The organism is Stenotrophomonas sp. Steno-C17 (assembly GCF_056393165.1).
In genome coordinates this window covers 1-18,306 of record NZ_JBWJPD010000017.1, presented here as the reverse complement: position 1 = coordinate 18,306, position 18,306 = coordinate 1, and the positions used below count along the sequence as shown (strand labels likewise).

General features: G+C 68.3%; 17 protein-coding genes. 4 read left to right on the top strand and 13 right to left on the bottom strand.

What is annotated here, in order from left to right:
- Positions 1 to 312 precede the first annotated feature (312 nt).
- A complete protein-coding gene (glnA, locus tag AC06FA_RS14960; RefSeq protein ID WP_478069000.1) occupies positions 313 to 1,722 on the bottom strand; it encodes a type I glutamate--ammonia ligase in 1,410 nt (469 codons plus the stop codon).
- Between the two features lie 223 nt (positions 1,723 to 1,945).
- On the opposite strand from glnA, the gene AC06FA_RS14955 reads away from it, so the two are divergent.
- The 3 genes from AC06FA_RS14955 to AC06FA_RS14945 all read left to right on the top strand — a co-directional run bounded on the left by AC06FA_RS14955 (position 1,946) and on the right by AC06FA_RS14945 (position 4,311).
- Positions 1,946 to 2,740, top strand: coding sequence for an undecaprenyl-diphosphate phosphatase (locus AC06FA_RS14955; protein ID WP_108748030.1), 795 nt, complete (start codon positions 1,946 to 1,948; stop codon positions 2,738 to 2,740).
- A gap of 72 nt (positions 2,741 to 2,812) precedes the next feature.
- A complete protein-coding gene (locus tag AC06FA_RS14950; protein WP_478068999.1) occupies positions 2,813 to 3,646 on the top strand; it encodes an META domain-containing protein in 834 nt (277 codons plus the stop codon).
- Between the two features lie 137 nt (positions 3,647 to 3,783).
- The gene (locus AC06FA_RS14945) at positions 3,784 to 4,311 is read left to right on the top strand and encodes an NADPH-dependent FMN reductase (protein ID WP_478068998.1); all 528 of its coding nucleotides are present in this window, start codon (positions 3,784 to 3,786) and stop codon (positions 4,309 to 4,311) included.
- A gap of 129 nt (positions 4,312 to 4,440) precedes the next feature.
- On the opposite strand, the gene AC06FA_RS14940 is transcribed toward AC06FA_RS14945, so the two are convergent.
- The 12 genes from AC06FA_RS14940 to AC06FA_RS14885 form a co-directional block, all read right to left on the bottom strand.
- Positions 4,441 to 5,049: a YbhB/YbcL family Raf kinase inhibitor-like protein gene (locus AC06FA_RS14940; RefSeq protein ID WP_478068997.1), complete on the bottom strand. Its 609-nt coding sequence runs from the start codon at positions 5,047 to 5,049 to the stop codon at positions 4,441 to 4,443.
- A 10-nt stretch (positions 5,050 to 5,059) separates the two neighbouring features.
- Positions 5,060 to 7,138 carry a tetratricopeptide repeat protein gene (locus AC06FA_RS14935; RefSeq protein ID WP_478068996.1) on the bottom strand — a complete coding sequence of 693 codons (2,079 nt, stop codon included), beginning with the start codon at positions 7,136 to 7,138 and terminating at the stop codon, positions 5,060 to 5,062.
- A 56-nt stretch (positions 7,139 to 7,194) separates the two neighbouring features.
- On the bottom strand, positions 7,195 to 8,229 hold the full coding sequence (locus tag AC06FA_RS14930) for a YheT family hydrolase (protein WP_478069071.1): 1,035 nt from the start codon (positions 8,227 to 8,229) through the stop codon (positions 7,195 to 7,197).
- Between the two features lie 7 nt (positions 8,230 to 8,236).
- The gene (locus AC06FA_RS14925; RefSeq protein ID WP_478068995.1) at positions 8,237 to 9,028 is read right to left on the bottom strand and encodes a lysophospholipid acyltransferase family protein; all 792 of its coding nucleotides are present in this window, start codon (positions 9,026 to 9,028) and stop codon (positions 8,237 to 8,239) included.
- Positions 9,029 to 9,240: 212 nt separating this feature from the next.
- Complete coding sequence (locus tag AC06FA_RS14920; RefSeq protein WP_478069070.1) at positions 9,241 to 10,074, bottom strand: MBL fold metallo-hydrolase; 834 nt, start codon at positions 10,072 to 10,074, stop codon at positions 9,241 to 9,243.
- Positions 10,061 to 11,068: an NAD-dependent epimerase/dehydratase family protein gene (locus AC06FA_RS14915; protein WP_478068994.1), complete on the bottom strand. Its 1,008-nt coding sequence runs from the start codon at positions 11,066 to 11,068 to the stop codon at positions 10,061 to 10,063. Before AC06FA_RS14915 ends, AC06FA_RS14920 begins: the two co-directional genes overlap by 14 nt.
- Complete coding sequence (locus AC06FA_RS14910) at positions 11,068 to 12,087, bottom strand: 3-oxoacyl-[acyl-carrier-protein] synthase III C-terminal domain-containing protein (protein WP_478068993.1); 1,020 nt, start codon at positions 12,085 to 12,087, stop codon at positions 11,068 to 11,070. Before AC06FA_RS14910 ends, AC06FA_RS14915 begins: the two co-directional genes overlap by 1 nt.
- A gap of 5 nt (positions 12,088 to 12,092) precedes the next feature.
- On the bottom strand, positions 12,093 to 12,527 hold the full coding sequence (locus AC06FA_RS14905) for a hotdog fold thioesterase (protein ID WP_478068992.1): 435 nt from the start codon (positions 12,525 to 12,527) through the stop codon (positions 12,093 to 12,095).
- 9 nt (positions 12,528 to 12,536) lie between these two features.
- Positions 12,537 to 14,588 carry a phospholipase D family protein gene (locus AC06FA_RS14900; protein ID WP_478068991.1) on the bottom strand — a complete coding sequence of 684 codons (2,052 nt, stop codon included), beginning with the start codon at positions 14,586 to 14,588 and terminating at the stop codon, positions 12,537 to 12,539.
- Entirely contained in the window at positions 14,585 to 15,205 is a 621-nt protein-coding gene (locus AC06FA_RS14895; protein ID WP_478068990.1) for a YceI family protein, read from the bottom strand. The genes AC06FA_RS14900 and AC06FA_RS14895 overlap by 4 nt, the downstream gene beginning before the upstream one ends.
- Positions 15,206 to 15,209: 4 nt before the next feature.
- Positions 15,210 to 15,686, bottom strand: coding sequence for a SixA phosphatase family protein (locus AC06FA_RS14890; protein ID WP_312708866.1), 477 nt, complete (start codon positions 15,684 to 15,686; stop codon positions 15,210 to 15,212).
- A 52-nt stretch (positions 15,687 to 15,738) separates the two neighbouring features.
- Positions 15,739 to 16,368 carry a nucleotide-binding protein gene (locus AC06FA_RS14885; protein ID WP_478068989.1) on the bottom strand — a complete coding sequence of 210 codons (630 nt, stop codon included), beginning with the start codon at positions 16,366 to 16,368 and terminating at the stop codon, positions 15,739 to 15,741.
- A gap of 122 nt (positions 16,369 to 16,490) precedes the next feature.
- On the opposite strand from AC06FA_RS14885, the gene AC06FA_RS14880 reads away from it, so the two are divergent.
- Positions 16,491 to 17,975 carry an AAA family ATPase gene (locus tag AC06FA_RS14880; protein WP_478068988.1) on the top strand — a complete coding sequence of 495 codons (1,485 nt, stop codon included), beginning with the start codon at positions 16,491 to 16,493 and terminating at the stop codon, positions 17,973 to 17,975.
- Positions 17,976 to 18,306 lie beyond the last annotated feature (331 nt).

Sequence of the window (18,306 nt, the reverse complement as noted above, 5' to 3'; positions counted from 1 at the left end):
CCGGGACGGCCGTGCCTCTCTCCTTGCACGGCCGACGCGGGAGGGAGGGCGGCCCTGTCGCGTATCCGGTTTCTCTTTCCCCTGGATCAGCGGACTAACAGTCCGCTCTACCAAGACGGACTAACAGTCCGCTCTACCAAGACGGACTAACAGTCCGCTCTACCAAGACGGACCAACGGTCCGCTCTACCAAGACGGACTAACAGTCCGCTCTACCAAGGCGGGCACAGGGCCCGCCATGCGGCTCCCCAGCCGCAAAGATCGGAGGCGATGGCGACGGGTGGGAGGGGTACCCGCCGCCATCGCCGCCCGGTCAGTTGGCGTAGTACATCTGGTACTCCAGCGGGTGGGTGGCCGCGCGGAACCTGGTCACTTCCTGCATCTTCAGCGCGATGTAGCCGTCGATGAAGTCATCGCTCATCACGCCGCCGGCCTTCAGGAACTCACGGTCCTTGTCCAGTGCTTCCAGGGCCTGGTCCAGCGAGGAGCAGACCTGCGGGATCAGCTTCTCTTCTTCCGGCGGCAGGTCGTACAGGTCCTTGTCGCTCGGTGCGCCCGGGTCGATCTGGTTCTTGATGCCGTCCAGGCCGGCCATCATCAGCGCGGTGAAGGTCAGGTAGCCCGACTGGATCGGATCGGGGAAGCGCATTTCAATGCGGCGCGCCTTCGGGTTGGACACCCACGGAATGCGGCACGAGGCCGAACGGTTGCGGGCCGAGTAGGCCAGCATGACCGGGGCTTCGAAGCCCGGCACCAGGCGCTTGTAGCTGTTGGTGCCCGAGTTGGCGAAGGCGTTGATGGCCTTGGCGTGCTTGAAGATGCCGCCGATGTACCACAGCGCCAGCTGGCTCAGGCCGCCGTAGCCGTCGCCGGAGAACAGGTTGGTGCCGCCCTTGGACAGCGACTGGTGCACGTGCATGCCGCTGCCGTTGTCGCCGACGATCGGCTTGGGCATGAAGGTGACGGTCTTGCCGTTGCGGTGCGCCACGTTCTTGATGACGTACTTCATCCGCAGCAGTTCGTCGGCCTTCTGCACCAGGGTGCTGAACTTGGTGCCGATCTCGCACTGGCCAGCGGTCGCCACTTCGTGGTGCTGCACTTCCACTTCGATGCCGACCTGTTCCAGCGTCTTGCACATTTCAGCGCGCAGGTCGTGCAGCGAATCGGTCGGCGGCACGGGGAAGTAGCCACCCTTCACGCCGGGGCGGTAGCCGCTGTTGGTGCCGTCCATCTTGGCGCCGCTGTTCCAGGCCGCTTCTTCGGAGTCCACCTTGAAGAAGGTGTTGCCCATTTCATTGGCGAAACGCACGGCGTCGAAGATGAAGAATTCCGGCTCCGGGCCGAAGAACGCGGTTTCGGCGATGCCCGACGACTTCAGGTAGGCCTCGGCGCGCTTGGCGATGCCGCGCGGGCAACGGCCGTACGGCTGCATGGTGGCCGGGTCGAGGATGTCGCAGCTGATCACGATGGTCGGATCGGCGTAGAACGGATCGACGTAAGCGCTGGCCGGGTCCGGCAGCAGGACCATGTCCGATTCGTTGATGCCCTTCCAGCCAGCGATGGAGCTGCCGTCGAACATCTTGCCTTCTTCGAACAGCGACGGCTCGACGATGCTGACCGGGAAGGTGACGTGCTGTTCGACGCCACGCATATCCACGAAACGCAGATCGACGAATTCGATCTGGTTGTCCTTGATCAGCTTCTCAACGTTTTCCACGGACATCGGTACGACCTCGGGTGGGAATGAATGCCTGCTGAGGTAGAGCAATGACCGTGCCAACTTTTTAGTGGCCGCAACTGCTTGATTTACAATGGCACGCCCCAGCGGGGTGCACGACCGGGCGCACCAAAGGGGTGCACGACCACCCGCGCGCACCCCTTTGGTGCGGCAGGGATGGTCTATTCTCTCGGGCTTGTTCCCGCCACCGAACGTGCCTGCCCTGCCCATGTACGACCTGCTCTCCGCCCTGCTGCTGGGCATCCTCGAAGGCCTCACCGAATTCCTGCCGATCTCCAGCACCGGCCACCTGCTGATCGCCCAGCACTGGCTGGGCCCGCGTTCGGATTTCTTCAACATCATCATCCAGGCCGGCGCGATCGTGGCGGTGGTGCTGGTGTTCCGCCAGCGCCTGTGGCAACTGGCCACCGGCCTGGGCCAGCGCGAAAACCGCGACTACGTGTTCAAGCTGGGCGCCGCGTTCCTGGTGACCGCCGTGGTCGGCCTGCCCGTGCGCATGCTGGGCTGGGAGCTGCCGGAAACGGTCAGCCCGGTGGCCTGGGCGCTGATCATCGGCGGCATCTGGATGCTGCTGGTGGAGGCCTACACCACACGCCTGCCCGACCGCGACCAGGTGACCTGGACCGTGGCCATCGGCGTGGGCCTGGCGCAGGTGGTGGCCGGCGTGTTCCCCGGCACCTCGCGCTCGGCCTCGGCGATCTTCCTGGCCATGCTGCTGGGCCTGAGCCGGCGCGCGGCCGCCGCTGAGTTCGTGTTCCTGGTGGGCATTCCCACCATGTTCGCCGCCAGTGCCTACGCGTTCCTGGAACTGGCCAAGGAAGGCAAGCTGGCCAGCGAGAACTGGACCGACGTGGGCGTGGCCTTCGTTGCCGCGGTCATCACCGGCTTCGTCGTAGTGAAGTGGCTGCTGGGCTACATCAAGTCACACCGTTTCACCGCGTTCGCGTTCTACCGCATTGCGCTGGGCGCGGCGCTGCTGCTGTGGTTGCCGTCCGGCAGCTGAACATCATCGGGGCAGGCCAACCCCCTGCCCCGCCGTGATCCGTTTGCATCCGGGTTCCCAAGGAGATCCACCATGAAGCGCACCGTTACCCTGCTCCTGCCGCTGGCCCTGCTGGCCGCCTGCAGCCAGACCCCGACCACCGCACCGGCCGGCACCGGCGGCGATGACCTGGCCCCGGCGGCCGCCAAGGCCGGCGACCAGAAGGCCGTGGCCCATCTGGATGCGCAGCGCCTGCAGGGCCAGCACTGGCGCCTGCAGCAGGCGACCGGCGCCGACGGCGCACGCATCGACGCCTTGTTCGCCCGCACTGACGCGCCAGTCACCCTGGATTTCGCCGACGGCCGTGTGTCGATCAGCAACACCTGCAACCGCATGGGCGGCAGCTACACCCTGGCCGATGGCACGCTGACGATCAGCCCGATGGCATCGACCCAGATGGCCTGCACCGACGCTGCGGTGATGGCGCTGGATGAAGCGGTATCCAGCCGCCTGCAGGGTGAACTGAAGACCGCCCAGGGCGCCGATGGCAGCCTGACCCTGACCACGGCCAAGGGCGATGTGCTGGTGTTCGCGGCCGAACCCACCGCGGAGACCCGCTATGGCGGGCCGGGCGAAACCGTGTTCCTGGAAGTGGCAGCGAAGACCGCCAAGTGCTCGCACCCGCTGATTCCGGACTACCAGTGCCTGCAGGTGCGTGAAGTGACGTTCGACGACAAAGGCCTGAAGCAGGGTACGCCGGGCGCGTTCGAGAACTTCTACGGCAACATCGAGGGCTACACCCACGAAGACGGCGTGCGCAACGTCGTGCGGGTGAAGCGCTTCGCGGTGAAGAACCCGCCGGCCGATGCACCGTCGCAGGCGTATGTGCTGGACATGGTGGTCGAATCGGCCATCGAGAAGAAGTAAGTAGCGTCGAGCTTGCTCGACTGCAGCTTGGTAGAGTCGAGCTTGCTCGACTGTTTCTCATGCAGTCGAGCATGGCTCGACTCTACAGTGGCGGAGTCGAGCATGGCTCGACTCTACAAGGGCCCGGCGCTATCGCAATGAAGATTCTCGCCATCTCCGGCAGCGCGCGCCGGCAGTCGACCAATACCGCGCTGCTCAGGGCCCTGAAAGCCATTGCAGCGCCGGCCATGGAACTGGAGGTCTATGCCGGCATCGGTGAGCTTCCGGTGTTTTCGCCTGATCTGGAAGGCCCGCAGGAACCCGATCGGGTGACCCACCTGAAGGCCGCCATCGCGCAGAGTGATGGCGTGCTGGTCTGCAGCCCCGAATACATCCGCGGCATCCCCGGTGGATTGAAGAACGCGATCGACTGGCTGGTCTCCGGCGAGCAGATCGTGGGGCGGCCGATCGCGCTGGTGCATGCCTCGCACCGCGGCGAGGACATGCTGCAGGCGCTGCGCACGGTGCTGGGTACGGTGAGTTCGGCATTCACCGCCGAACTGTTCCTGCGTGTGCCGGTGATGGAGCAGACGCCGGAACAGATTCTGCAGACCCTGCGCTCGGACCCGCACCGCGCTGAGGCGGATGCGTTCCTGGCGGCATTTGCGCGGTACTGCCAAAGGTAGCGTCGAGCTTGCTCGACGGCTTTTCATGCAGTCGAGCATGGCTCGACTCTACGCGGACCAAGTCGAGCATGGCTCGACTCTACAGGGGGCCAAGTCGAGCAAGCTCGACTCTACGGGGGCGATGCGGGGTTACAGCGCGGGGTTCAGCGTGTAGGTGCCATGCAGCGCGGCTTCGGCCAGTACGTGGCCGTGCATGGCGCGGTAGGCATCGGCCGCGGTGAAGCGCTGCGGCAGGTCCAGGCGGGCCACATCCAGGGCGAACACGCGGAAGAAGTAACGATGCACGCGCTCGTCGTTGAACGGCGGGTACGGGCCGTCATACCCCAGGTAGTCACCGGCCATGTCCGGATTGCCGGCAAACCAGCCGGTGAAATCGTTCAGGCCCTGGCGGCTGCCCAGCGGACCGGCGGGTGCGGTCTTGCCCTTCACCACGAAGCCGTCGCTGCAGCTGCCGGCGGCGATCTCGTGCACGTCGGCCGGAATATCGGCCATCACCCAATGCACGAAGTCGCAGCGCGGCTGGTCGCGCGGCACGGTCATGTCGCTGCGGCCAACCGTCTCCGGCACGGTCGGCACGTCCGGGTCCACGCACACCGGCAGGAACGAGCGGGTGCCCTGCGGCACCTCGCTCCAGGCCAGGTGCGGATTGCGGTCCGGTGCGAAACCGCTGGCATCGCCTGCGGCGAATTCGCGCGGTACCGGTGCGCCGTTGACCAGGCTGTGGCTGCTCAGTTGCATCAGGCTCTCCTTATTCTTCCGGGTAACCCAGACGCACCGCGATCGGGGTGAGCTGGGCGAAGGCGGCGCTCATCACGTCGCGGTAGTTGCGCCAGTGGCCCGGCGGGAAACGCGGTGCACCCAGCTGATGGGCCACCGGCATCGGGCGCTCGAACAGCTGTTCCAGCATGGCGGCCATCGCGCGCGGATCGTTGCTGATCGCATCGATGCGCAGCAGCACGTGCGGGTACAGGTCGTCCTCGTGCAGGCTGGCCACCTGTGCCAGGCCACGCGCCAGCCATTCGGCGGCCTCGCCCAGCGAGGTCATCGCCAGCGGCGCGGCGGCGCCGTAGGCCACCCAGTCCAGCAGCATGTCGCGCGGGTCACGCAGCACCACCAGCAGGCGCCCCTGCGGCAGCTGCGGGCGCAGCGACCACAGCAGTGCGTTGTCCCACCACAGCAGCCAGTCGATGAGGGTGTCACCTTCCACGCCACGCGCCGGCAGCTGTTCGCGCCAGCGCTGCACCAGGCGTTCCGGGCTCAGCACACCCGACGCCAGGTCCTGCAGGGTGTGGTAGTTCTGGAAGGCATCGTCCGGCGCGTTGTCGGTGTAGCGATCGCTGCGCAGGACCGGGCTGGCCGCGGCCAGGCCGGTGGCCACGCGCTCCACGCCCGAACCCGGCGCGCCCCACAGGAAAATGGGTGCCGAACCACTCTGCAGGGTGGCCTCGTCGATGCTGGCCAGCGCCGGCCAGCTCGGCGGTGCCTTGGCCTGCGGCGGCAGCGGCAGGCGCTGCGGTGCCTGCTCGGCCTGCAGGGCCAGCCAGGTGCGCAGGGCATCGGCCGGCTTGCCGGCGCGGTCCTGCACCTCGCCCAGCCAGGTGCGCAGATCGGCCTGGGCACCGGCGTCGGCCTGGTCGATCATGGCCTGCACGCGGGCGATGGCCGCTTCCGGGTCACGCTGCAGCAGACCGTCGATCAGGCGGGTTTCTGCACTCACCCGGCCCGGTTCCAGTGCCACGATGCGCTCGGCCACGGCTTCGGCCTCGGCAGGCTGGCCAGCCATGTCGTGCAGGCGCATGCGCGCTTCCAGCGCCGGCAGGTGCGCCGGCATGGCAGCGATCCAGCGCTCGACCACGGCCACCGCCGCATCGCTGCCGACTTCTTCCACGGCCAGGCGGGCCAGCCACAGGTCGTGCAGCGTGGCGTGCGTTTCCAGCACGGCATCCAGGCGCGCACGGGCCTCCTCTTCGCGGCCCAGGCGCTGCCAGGCCATCAGCAGCAGCTGCAGCACCTGGCGGTCTTCCGGCTGCGCTTCCAGCAACGGCAGCAGGTGTTCCAGCGCCTGCAGCGGCTGGCCGCTGCGCAGCGCCAGCTCGCCGGCCAGGCGGCGCATCGGCGGCACGTCCAGCGAGGGCTGCTGCAGCGCCAGCTGCATGGCTTCGGCGGCGGCATCCAGGTTGCCCTGGCGCAGCGCCAGCTGCACCACCAGGCCGTGCAGCGAGGTGATGGCCGGGTTCAGCACCAGCACGCGGCGGAAGGCCTGCTCGGCGAAGGCCAGCATGTCCTTGCCCAGGTAGGCAAAGCCCAGTGCGTACAGCACGCGCGGGTCATCCGGCAGCGCCTGTGAGGCGGCCGCCAGCAGGGCGAGGGCGCGGTCGGCATCGCCACGGCGCAGGGCCACCATGCCGTCGATGGTGAGCAGTTCCGGATGATCCGGCTCCAGCCGCCCGGCCAGGGTGGACAGGCGCTGCGCTTCATCGAAGTCGTTGCGGCTGATGGCCAGGTGGGCCTGCATCAGGTAGGCCGGGAAGGCATTGGGGTTCAGGTCGGTGGTGCGCAGCAGCGCCTCGTCAACGCTGTCGAACTGGCGCAGCGCCAGCAGCAGCCCGGCCTGCTGCAGGTGCAGCTGGGCATCGTCGGGGGCCAGCTGCAGCGCCTGCTGCAGCGCGTCCAGCGCGGCCTGCGGCTGGCCCTGCTGCTGCAGCGCAAGCGCCAGCCAGCGGTGGGCCTGGGCCTGGCCGGGTTCATCGTGGGTCCACGCCTGGGCCAGCTGCACAGCCTGGTCGGCCTGGTTCTGGCGCAGCGCCTGGATGATCTGGTCTTGCATGGCGGTCCGGTTCAAGGGCAAACCCGCATTGTAGCGGGCCACGCGGCGCAACCGGTTCAGCCGCCCAGCACGCGGCTCAGGCGCTGCGCCACCCAGCGTTCGGAGAAGCCATCGCCGCGCCAGTTTTCCAGGAACCCGCAGTGCCCACCCCAGCACGCGGTTTCCAGCCGTGCCTGCTGCGGCAACTGCCAGTTGCCGAAGGTGGAATACGGAATGACCGGGTCATCCTGCGCCATCAGGATGTCGGCCGGAACCTGCAGGGTGGACAGGCGATCACCGGCAATGGAATACCCATCGAAATAGGCCTGCAGCGAGCCGAAATCGGTATGCCGTTCCACGAGCCAGGCGGTGAGCGCGCGGATGTCCAGCTTCAGCACGCGGTCGTCGCAGTCGCTCAGTTCGGGGAACAGATCGCGCTTGCGACGCAGCGAACCGGCCCACTTGCGGCGGAAGTACCAGTCGTACATCGCCGGACCGTTTTCGATGCTGTCCATGGTCAGGGCCGGGTCCAGCACCGGGCAGACCGACGCTACCTGCAGCAGCGGCACGCCGGCCGCCGGCGCACGCAGGGCCAGCCGCAGCACGAAGTTGCCGCCCAGCGAATAGCCGGCCGCCACCAGCGGCAGGCCCGGCCAGCGCCGGGCGATATCGCCGGTTGCCTGCACCACTTCATCGATGCGGTTGGAGTGGAAGATGCCGGGATTGAGGTGGTGGGTGTTGCCGTGGTCGCGGAAGTTCAGCCGCACCACGTCGAAGCCTTCCTCCAGCATGCGCGCGGCGGCCATGCGCATGTAGCTGGATTCGGCACTGCCTTCCCAGCCGTGCAGCAGCAGCGCCATGCCCTTCGGCTCGCGCCCTTCGATGTAGTTGTGCCACCCCTGCAGGCGCACGCCATCGCCGCCATCCAGGATCAGCTCTTCGCTGACCGCACCGGTGGCGGCCAGCAACAGCAGGCCACGCTGCAGGCGCATGCGGCTGGAACTGAGCATGGACTGCAGGTGCGGATTGCGCAGCCAGCGCGGCGGCTGGTAATCGGCCGCAGTAAGCATCGGCGCTGCGGCCGACGGGGGCGGTGGCGGGTTCATGGCCACCACGGCCTCACCGCGTTTCCATGGCCGCTACGATGCGCGCACGCGAGGTCTCGGCGATGCGCCGACGGCCTTCCAGGTCCTGCGCACTGATCGGCGCCAGGAAATGCACTTCCGCGCGTCGTGCCGGTTCACCCAGCAGGCGCAGGAAATTGGCGAAGAAACTCTCGCCAGGGCCGAACGCCACGATCGTCTGCGCATTGCCGTGGGTGCCGTAGATCAGCGCCACCGGCTGCACCGGCACGCCGGTTTCCACGGCCGCCTGGAAGATGCGCGCATGGAACGGGCCCACTTCGTGGCCGCCGCGGGTGCGCCCTTCCGGGAACACACCCACGCCCTTGCCTTCGCGCAGGCGCTCGGCCATGACCTGCATCACGCCACCGAGCGATTCGGTATTGCCGCGCTGGTGGAAGATGGTCTGGCCACGGGCGGCCAGCCAGCCCACCACCGGCCAGCTGGCGATTTCGCGCTTGGCCACGAAGCCCATCATGCGCTGGCTGTGCAGGATGCTGATATCGACCCAGCTGACATGGTTGGCCACGAACAGCACGGCGCCCGGCAGCGGCTCGCCCACCCGTGACAGGCGGAAGCCGAAGATCCACATCAGGCCGCCCTGCCACAGGTTCACTACCTTGGCGCCCAGGCGAACCTGGCCGACACGGATATCGGCCCACGGCGGAAGCATGCCGATCAGGGTCAGCGGCAGGAACAAGAAGATATGGACCAACAGCAGCGGTACGCGGTACAGGTAACGGCACACACGCGCCACGCCGCCGCGGGGGGCCGGAGTGGGGGAAGTCATCCGCGAACGATACCGGAGGGCCGCCATCGCTGCCAGCCGATTTCGGCCATAAGTCCTATTGACGGGGGCCATGGGCGGGAACACGGTGTCCTGTTGGCGGCGCCGTATGGCGGTGGGGGCGTGCGTGATCGACCGCTCCTGGAGGCCCCGTAGCGTCGAGCTTGCTCGACGGTGGTTGATTTCGCGCCAAGAGCAGTCGAGCAAGCTCGACTCTACGGGGGGGTGCGCGGCCGCCATTGCCCGCAATGCGCGGGCACCAGCTGCAGGTCATCCACCTGGCGGCCCACGTGCTGCAGGCGCTGCAGGGTCTGCCGGTAGCTTCCGGTGTGGCCCAGCAGGGCGGTGACCAGGCGCGGCGGCGGCACGCCATCGGCAATGGCGGCGCTGGACCAGGCCGCATCGGCGACCAGGAACACCGGGCGGCCATCGGCTGCTGCAAACAGCAGCCCGTGCTGGCCCACGGCATGGCCGGGCAGCGGTACCGCCAGCAGGCTGCGGTCACCCAGCACATCGCGGCCCGTGCCGAAAGCGGCAAATGCGGCAGGCAGGGTCACTTCCGGCAGATCTTCCAGCCAGCGCATCCGCGGCGCGGCATCACGGGTCAGCGCGGGCAACAGGCCCACGCTGAGCGCGCGCAGGCGCCCTCGCGCCGCCTGGTCCTGCCAGGCCGCACGCGAACACAGCAACGGCACCCCTGGAAAATCGAGCACACCGCCCACGTGGTCACCATGCAGGTGCGACAGCACCACCCGGTCGATGTCAGCGCTGCCGATGCCACGCTGCTGAAGCTGCGCGCGCACGCTCTGCCCGGCCGCCAGGTGCACCGGCGTGACCCAGCGGTACAGGCGCTCGGGGAAGCGATCGGTGGCCTGCAGGAAGGCCTCGGAATAGCCGGTGTCGAACAACAGGTAGCCGCGCTGCGGGTGGCGCAGCAGTGCAACCAGCGCGGGAAATTCACAGCGGTGCCAGCTGGCCCCCTGGCGCACCGCACGCTGCGGGTGCACGCAATGGCCGGCTTCCAGCAGTTCCCACTCAAAGCGCACCATCACGCCCCCCGATGTGCTGCCAGTGATCGGCGAACTGCTGCAGTGCGGCCTGCACGCCCACCTGCGGCTGGTAGCCCAGCTCGCGCCGGGCGGCACCGATGTCCAGCGTCTGCGAATAGCCCAGCACGCCCACGCCGTAGCGGGTCAGCCGTGGCTCGGGGCACCCCGGGCGCACGTGCGCCAGCGTTTCGGCCACACCGGCGGCAGCCAGTGCAACCGCGCGCGGCACGCTGCGCAGCCGCACCTGCAGCCCCATGGCCTGGAACAGGTCCTGCACCAGCGCGCGCACCGCCACCGGCTGGCCGGCGCTGATGTTGTAGGCGCGACCTGCGCACCCGGAGCCTGCGTGCAGGGCACAGCGCACCGCCTGCACGGCATCGGCCACCGGGGTCACGTCGATCATCGCGCGACCGGCATGGATCAGCGGGAATCGCCCACCGGCGGCCACGGCCAGCAGCCGCGGCAGGATGGCGCGGTCACCCGGCCCGAACACCGCGCGCGGGCGCAGTACCACCGTGTGCAGGCCCTGCCGTGCGGCCTCGGCCACGGCCAGTTCCGATTCCCATTTGCTGCGCGCGTAGTCGGTGATCCAGCGCGCCGGCGGCTGGAACGCCTCGCCCACGTTGTACTGGTCGGCGAAGCGGAAGTAGATGCTGGGCGAACCCAGGTGTACGAAGCGCTCCACGCCGGCGGCCTGCGCGGCCTGCAGCAGGCGCTGGGTGGCCACCACGTTGGCACGCTGGAAGTCCGCCGCCGGGCCCCAGGGCTGGGACAGCGCCGCACAGTGCACCACGGCCTGGCAGCCTTGCAGCAGGGGCTGCAGCGGCGCCTGTGCCAGATCACCCGGCCAGGCTTCGATGCCTTCGATCGCAAGCGGCTGCAGGCGGGCCAGATCGCGGCCGTTGGCGCGCACCTGCCACCCTTCGGCGGCCAGCGCGCGCGCGACGTGCTGGCCAATGAAGCCGCTGGCACCGGTGACCAGGACGCGCGCCATCAGTAACGCAGCACCGCGCCGCCCAGGGCCAGGCCGGCCCCGGTGCCGATCAGCAGGGCGTGCCCGCCGCGAACCAGGCGACCATCCAGCAGGGCCTGGTGCAGGGCCATCGGCAACGATGCCGCCAACTGGTTGCCGTGCGCGGCCAGGATGCGCACCAGCCGCTGCGGCGGCAGGCCCAGCACGCGCTGCAGGTGGTCCAGGGCCTGCCCACTGGCCTGGTGCGGCACGATCACATCGCAGCCTTCCAGGCCGATACCGGCGCTGGCCAGCAGATCCTGCAGGAAACCGGGCAGGCGGCGCGCGGCTTCGCGGTAAAGCGCGCGCCCCTGCATCTGGAAGTAGTGCGCCGCGCGGTAGACCTCGGGCGCATCGTGCAGGCGCATGCCGGTGCCGCAGGTCGGCACCTGGCACAGCTGCGCACCATCGCCGTAGCTGCGCAGGCGCGTGGCCAGCAGGGCCGATGCCTGGCCTTCACTGGCGCGCTCCACCAGCACCGCTACCGCGCCATCGCCAAACAGCGGCGCGGTCAACGGGTCGTTGGGATCGAGGCCGGCACTGGGAATATCGCTGCACACGATCAGCACGCGCCGGTAGCGCTGCAGTGCCAGCAGGCTGCCGGCCAGTTCCAGCGCCACCACGAAACCCAGGCAGGTAGCGTTGACATCGAACGCGGGCACTCCGCTGTCACCCAGCCCCAACTCGCGCTGGATCAGCACCGCCTGGCACGGAATGGCCTGCTCCATCACGCCGCACGCGGACAGGATGCAGTCGATATCGCCCAGACCCAGCCCGGCCCGCTGCAGCGCGTCGTGCGCAGCCTGCGCGCCCATCCACGAGGCACGTTCATCGGCACTGGCATGGGCACGGCTGGCCACGCCGCTATGGCGTTCGACCCAGCCTGACGGGTTGTTCCAACGCTGGTCGAACACGGTGGACGCAATGCGCCGGCGTGGCAGCCAGGCGCCACTGGACACGATGCGCAGCGGCAGGGCCGCGCTGCAGGGCACGGCAGCCACCGGGCTCAGCCGTGGCCTGCTGCAACCACGGCCAGGGTCAGCCGGGAGATGCACACCAGCCGGCCCTGCTCGTCTTCAATGCGGATTTCCCACAGCTGGGTGCTGCGGCCCACGTGCAGCGCACGCGCCGTGCCGGTGACCGTGCCCGAGCGCACCGCACGCACATGGTTGGCGTTGATTTCCAGGCCCACGCAGATCTGCTTGGCCGTATCCACGCACAGGTTGCCGGCGCTGCTGCCCAGCGTTTCAGCCAGCACCACCGAAGCGCCACCATGCAGGATGCCGTAGGGCTGGCGGGTGCGTTCGTCCACCGGCATGGTCGCCTGCAGCCAGTCCTCGCCGGCAGCGCTGAAGACGATGCCCAGCGACTGGATGGCGGTATTGCCGCTGAGGGCATTGAGCTGGTCGAGCGAGACGGCTTCGCGGAACACCTGCGGCATGGGGCACCTTCAGAGAATGGGAACGAGACCGGCGCCGAATGCAGTCAGCATGCGCACCAGCAACCACTTCGGGCCGACGTTGACTTCCGGGAAGTCACCCACGGCCACATAGCACGTATGGAAATCCGGGCTCTGCCGCGGCAGTGGCTGCGGGCAATCAGGGCCGGGCTGGAACTCGTAATCGGTGGCATAGCGCCACGGCCAGAAATCGAGGATGGGCAGGGCTTCGGAGGCTTTGCCCACGCTGTAGTTCAGCCCGGACAGCACCGGCGGTTTGGTGCGCGGCGCCACCGTCCACGCGTTCTGCGGGTGGGTGTCGCGCAGGATGCTCTGCGCCAGCTGCTCGGCGAACACCGGATCGTCGATGATCACCGCGCCTTCGGTGTTGTAGTTCTCGCTGCGCGGGTCGAAGTTGTGGGTGCCGACCATGCCGATGCGGCGATCGACCACCAGCGACTTGGCGTGCAGGCCCATGCGCGCGCCCTTGCGGGTGACCGGCAGCGGCTTGTTCACCGCTTTGCTGCCCAGGAAGGACGGGCGCGTTTCGGTACGCAGCAGGCGCGTTTCCACCTCGCTGCCAGCCGCGCGGCGGCGCGCACGGCCGTTTTCATAGGCACTGCCCAGCCGCGGATGGACCCGGCGCACCGGTTCGCTGTCGGCCGGCGCGGCGGGCGCTGCATCGCTGTTACCTGCATTGCTGCCGGCGGCACTGCCACCCAGCAGGCTGCTGCGGCCGCTGTCCTGCGCACCACTGCCGGCGATCGGGTCGGGCAGCAGGTTGCGGTAATCCACCGGCGCGTCCAGCGGGAACGGCTTGTATTCGAAGATGTTGAAGCCCAGTTCGCGCATGTTGCGCCGCTTGTACTTGTACGACAGCGCATAGACGATCGGGTTGTCGGTGGCCGCCAGGCTGTTGCTGGAGACCACGATGCGCGGCGGCTCGGGCCGCTTGCGCAGGTCGCGGAACAGCGCCTGGGCCGGCTTGGACAGCACCAGATAGGGCGTCTGCAGGATCACTTCCTTCTGCGCGCCGGCAATCAAGCTGTCCAGCTGCGGTTCGGTGACATGCTGGCCAGCCAGGGGCGCATCGGCACGCTCACGGCGGTGCTTGCGCGGCAGGTCGGCCACGTAGCGCACCGATGCCACCGGCAGGGCGGTGTCGACGAAGCTGCGGGCAATGAAGGCCTGGTCGTCGGCCTCCTCGCTGACCCGTTCCACCCGCTCGGGGCGCCGGAACTGTGCTGGCGGCAGCGCAGGCACGCCATGCTGCAGCAGGGTGCGGCCCACATCGTTCAGGCGCTCGGCCGGCACGCTGCGCGGGGCCCGCCAGAACGCATCGAAATTGGCGGCCATGGCGCGCGCTTCCGGGCCGGCGATCAGCACATCGCGGTCGCGGAAGTTGTATTCGCGGTCCCAGTCGTAATAGTCGTCCTGGTAGTTGCGCCCGCCGACCACCCCGATCGCATCGTCGATCACCAGCAGCTTGTTGTGCATGCGCTGGTTGAAGCGGCGGAAGCAGCACAGCACGCTGCCGGCGTAGTCGAAGTAGTTCAGCCGGGCCTTGCCGAAGGTCGGGTTGTAGACCCGCAGCTGGAAGTTCTGGTGGGCCCCGGACAGCGCGCCAAGGATCTCCAGATCGGAGATCGCCGACAGCTGGTCGATCAGCACCCGTACCTTCACCCCGCGGCGGGAAGCAGCCAACAGTTCGTCGATGACCAGGCGCGCACTGTCGTCCTTGTCGAAGATGTAGGTCTGCAGATCGATGCTGCGGGTGGCGCTGCGCAGCAGGTTCAGCCGTGCCACCAGTGCGCCCTCGCCCTCGTCCAGCAGGGTGGCGTAGTGACGCGGCTGGGTATCGGTGGATTCGCTGAACGCCCGCCCGGCCAGCGCGCGCAGGGGCGAATCCTGCGCGCAGCGGTCGGCGCGCTCGCAGTCGACCTGGGTCGAGCGGGCCTGCACTGCGATGGCTTCGGCCCGGTCACGCTGGGCGTGCGACAACGATGCACAGCCAGTGCCCAGCAACACGGTTGCCAGCGCTATCACACGCAACAGGAAATTCACGGTTTGGCCGCCTCGCTCAGGCGTGCGCGCAATACGAAGGTCACTCGGTCACTCAATGCAAGCTGCCAGCTGTCCATACCGTACCGGCCTCGTTGCACGGTACCGCGGCTGACGACGTCGCAATCATAGCCGGGTCGGGCGCATTCCGCCTTCTCGACCTTCAGCGATTCAGGATGACTGACCCCACGAAGGGTCAGCCGCCCTTCGATCTCGCCACCGCGTTCCACGGTTTCCGGCCAGTACGGCAGTGAATCGAACTCCACGAACGGATAGCGGCCGGCATCGAAGAACTCCGGCCCGCGCATCCAGCCGGTGTAGCGTTCCTTGCCGGGAATCTCCACCGTGCGGGTGAACATCTTCAGGTGGACCTGGTGGCGGCCGTCGGACAGCACCTCCACCCGCCCTTCGAAATGCGGAAACACCCCTTCGATGCGCTGGCCCAGCCGCGAGCGCACCTCGAAGCCGATCCGCGAGCGCTCCAGGTCCAGCGACAGCGCGCGCCGGGCTTCGCTGACCACGGGTGGCAGGGAGGCAGGGGGCGCCGGCACCGCGGCCCAGGCTGCGCCGGGAAGCAGCAGCCAGGCCAGCAGGCAGCGGCCCGGCAACGCCAGGCTCATGGCTTCATGGCCACCAGAACGCGTTCAGGCTGGCCACACCCGGTTCGATGCTGGCCTCACGCGGGAAGCCCAGCACGGCCACGCCCGCCGGCGGCATGCCGCGGTAGTCGCTGCTGGTGCCTTCGGTCATCAGCGCCACCAGCCGTTCCAGACCGGGGTTGTGGCCCACGATCAGCAACCGGTCGAGGTCGCGGCGGTCATCCACCAGCGCCGCCAGCGTGCCGGGGGTCGCCTCGTAGACACTGTCTTCCAGGCGCTTTTCGACATAGCCGATGGCCGCCATCACCGCTTCCAGCGTTTCGCGGGTACGCCGCGCCGGCGAGCACAGCACGCAGTCGGGCAGCAGGTTGTTTTCCTTCAGCCACTTGCCGGCGGCTTCGGCCTCGGCCAGCCCCACCGGCGACAACGGCCGGTCAAGGTCGGCCTGGCCGGGGGTGGCCGGTTCGGCATGGGCATGGCGCAGCAGGATCAGTTCACGCATTGCAGTTTTCCATTGGCCTATGGGAATGACACACGGTGGAACACCACCGGCCTTACAGCTTCAACCAGCTCAACAACGGTTCCCAGTCGGCCTGGTGCTCGCGCACCTGCGCCGAACGGTAATCGAACAGACTGCGGCCCAGGCCGGTCATGACCACATAACTCTGGCTGTCGCGCAATTGGGTGACCACCGGATACGGCCATTCGGCCAACATCTGCAAGGCCTGCTGCGAGGTCTGGGTCCAGGGCTTGGTGCGGTTCAACACCAGCCCCACCGGCAGCTTGCGGCTGTGCACGCGCGGGTTGCTGGCCAGGCTGTTGAGGAAGCCGACGATGGCTTCGATGTCCAGCGCGGAGGGCAATACCGGCACCACCACGGCATCGGCGGCATCAAGGAAATGGGGGATATCGTCGGCCAGCGCGCCCGCCGGTGCATCGATGATGACCGTATCGGTCCCGTCGGGCAGCTTCTGCGCCCATTGCTTCTTGCGGTACACGTCGATCGGCAGCACCGCGCTTTCCAGCCCCGCGCGGCGCTGTGCCCAGCGCGTGCTGGAGCCCTGCGGGTCGGCGTCGGCGATCACCGTGGCCTTGCCCTGCAATGCCGCGTATGCGGCCAGGTGGGTGGCGACGGTGGTCTTGCCCACCCCGCCCTTGGAACCGGCCACCAGGATCGTCTTCATGCCAGCCTCGCTTCCGGGTACGTGCCCCGAGCGTACACCGGCGCCCGTGACGGAAGGTAGCGCTGTGCTGAACCCCGGCCCCGGCCTTTGCTATCGTGGCGCCCCCGAAGGATCGAACCCGCATGAGCGAACTGCAGGACCTGAGCGCGCTGATCCGCGCCAATACGCCCCTGATCGTGATCGAGACCCAGGATGAGGGTCGCATCGTGGAGCTGTTCCGGCAGACGCTGATGCATGTCTGGCGTGCCCTGCACCGCTGGTCCATCACCGAAGGCCTGCGCCGCATCGACCTGGAACGCGAGGACGAGGCGGTCGGCCCGCCCGATGCCAGCGCGGCGCTGCAGATGATCCGCCAGGCCGAACAGCGTGGCATCTACCTGCTGCTCGATTTCCACCCTTACCTGGGCTATGCCAGCCACCAGCGGGCACTGCGCGACCTGATCCAGCGCCGCCACAGCCAGCCGCACGTGCTGGTGCTGATTGGCGCGAAGGTGGAACTGCCGGCCGAGCTGGAAGCCCTGGCGGTGCGCTTCAACCCGCGCCTGCCCGATGCCAACGCGCTACTGAAGATGCTGCGCGAGGAGGCCGATGCCTACGCCCGCGAACACGGCGGGCGCCGGGTGGAAGTGGACAGCGAGGCGGTCAAGAAGATCCTGAAGAACCTGCAGGGCCTGAGCCTGGTCGATGCCCGGCGCATTGCCCGGCAGCTGATCTACGCCGACGGCGCCCTGCGCGACGACGACCTGCCGCAGCTGGCGCGGCTGAAGTTCGAGCTGTTGAACCGCAGCGGCCACCTGTTCTTCGAGCATGACAGCGCGCGCTTCGGCGACGTGGCCGGCGCCAACCGGCTCAAGCGCTGGATCAACCAGCGCCGCGTGGCCTTCATTGCAGGCTCGGCACCGGCCGGGCTGGACCCGCCGCGCGGCATGCTGCTGCTGGGCGTGCAGGGCTGCGGCAAGTCGATGCTGGCCAAGGCCACCGCCGCCGGCTTCGGGGTACCGCTGCTGCGCCTGGACGTGGGCGCGCTGTACAACAAGTACCACGGCGAGACCGAGGCCAACCTGCGCCAGGCGCTGGCCTCGGCCGAGCAGCTGGCCCCGTGCGTGCTGTGGATGGATGAGATCGAGAAGGGCCTGGCCAGTGGCGGCGAGGACGGCGGCGTGTCGCGCCGCGTGCTGGGCTACCTGCTGACCTGGATGGCCGAGCGCAAGGCGCCGGTGTTCATCGTGGCCACCGCCAACCAGGTGCACGAACTGCCGGCAGAGCTGCTGCGCAAGGGTCGTTTCGACGAGATCTTCTTTGTTGATCTGCCCGCGCCGGATGTGCGCGTGGAGCTGCTGCGCCTGCATCTGGGACGGCGCCAGCTGAATCCCGATGACTTCGCCCTGCCCGCGCTGGCGGCGGCCGCAAACGGGTTTTCCGGCGCGGAGATCGAGCAGGCCATCGTGGCCGGCCTGTATTCGGCGCACGCCGAGGGCCGCCCGCTGGATACCGAGCTGCTGATGACCGAACTGCGGGCCACGCGACCGCTGTCGGTGCTGATGGCCGAACAGGTGGCGGGGCTGCGTGAGTGGGCGTCGGGGCGGACGGTGTCTGCGGACGACTGAGCGGTTGTCGGCCAACGGCGCAGCCCCTCGTGGCTGGGTTGGGTAGAGTCGACTGTCAGTCGACTGCAACAGCCGTGCTTGGCCGGGCGGGTTGGGTTCGCGGGACCCCTGACAGCTTCCGTGTGCTGTCAGCCACGGAGAAGAAAAAGAAGAGCAAGAGCAGAAGCGGGTCGCTTCGCTCGCATCCACGCATGGCGTGGATCTACCGTGTCGACCAAGGTCGACACCTACCAGAGCGGGATGCCGTTCCGGCAGATCGCAGGAATCTGTCAGAGGTGGGGCGGTGTGGGTAGGCGGGACCGCAGGCGCCATGGATGGCGCCTACGAGCCC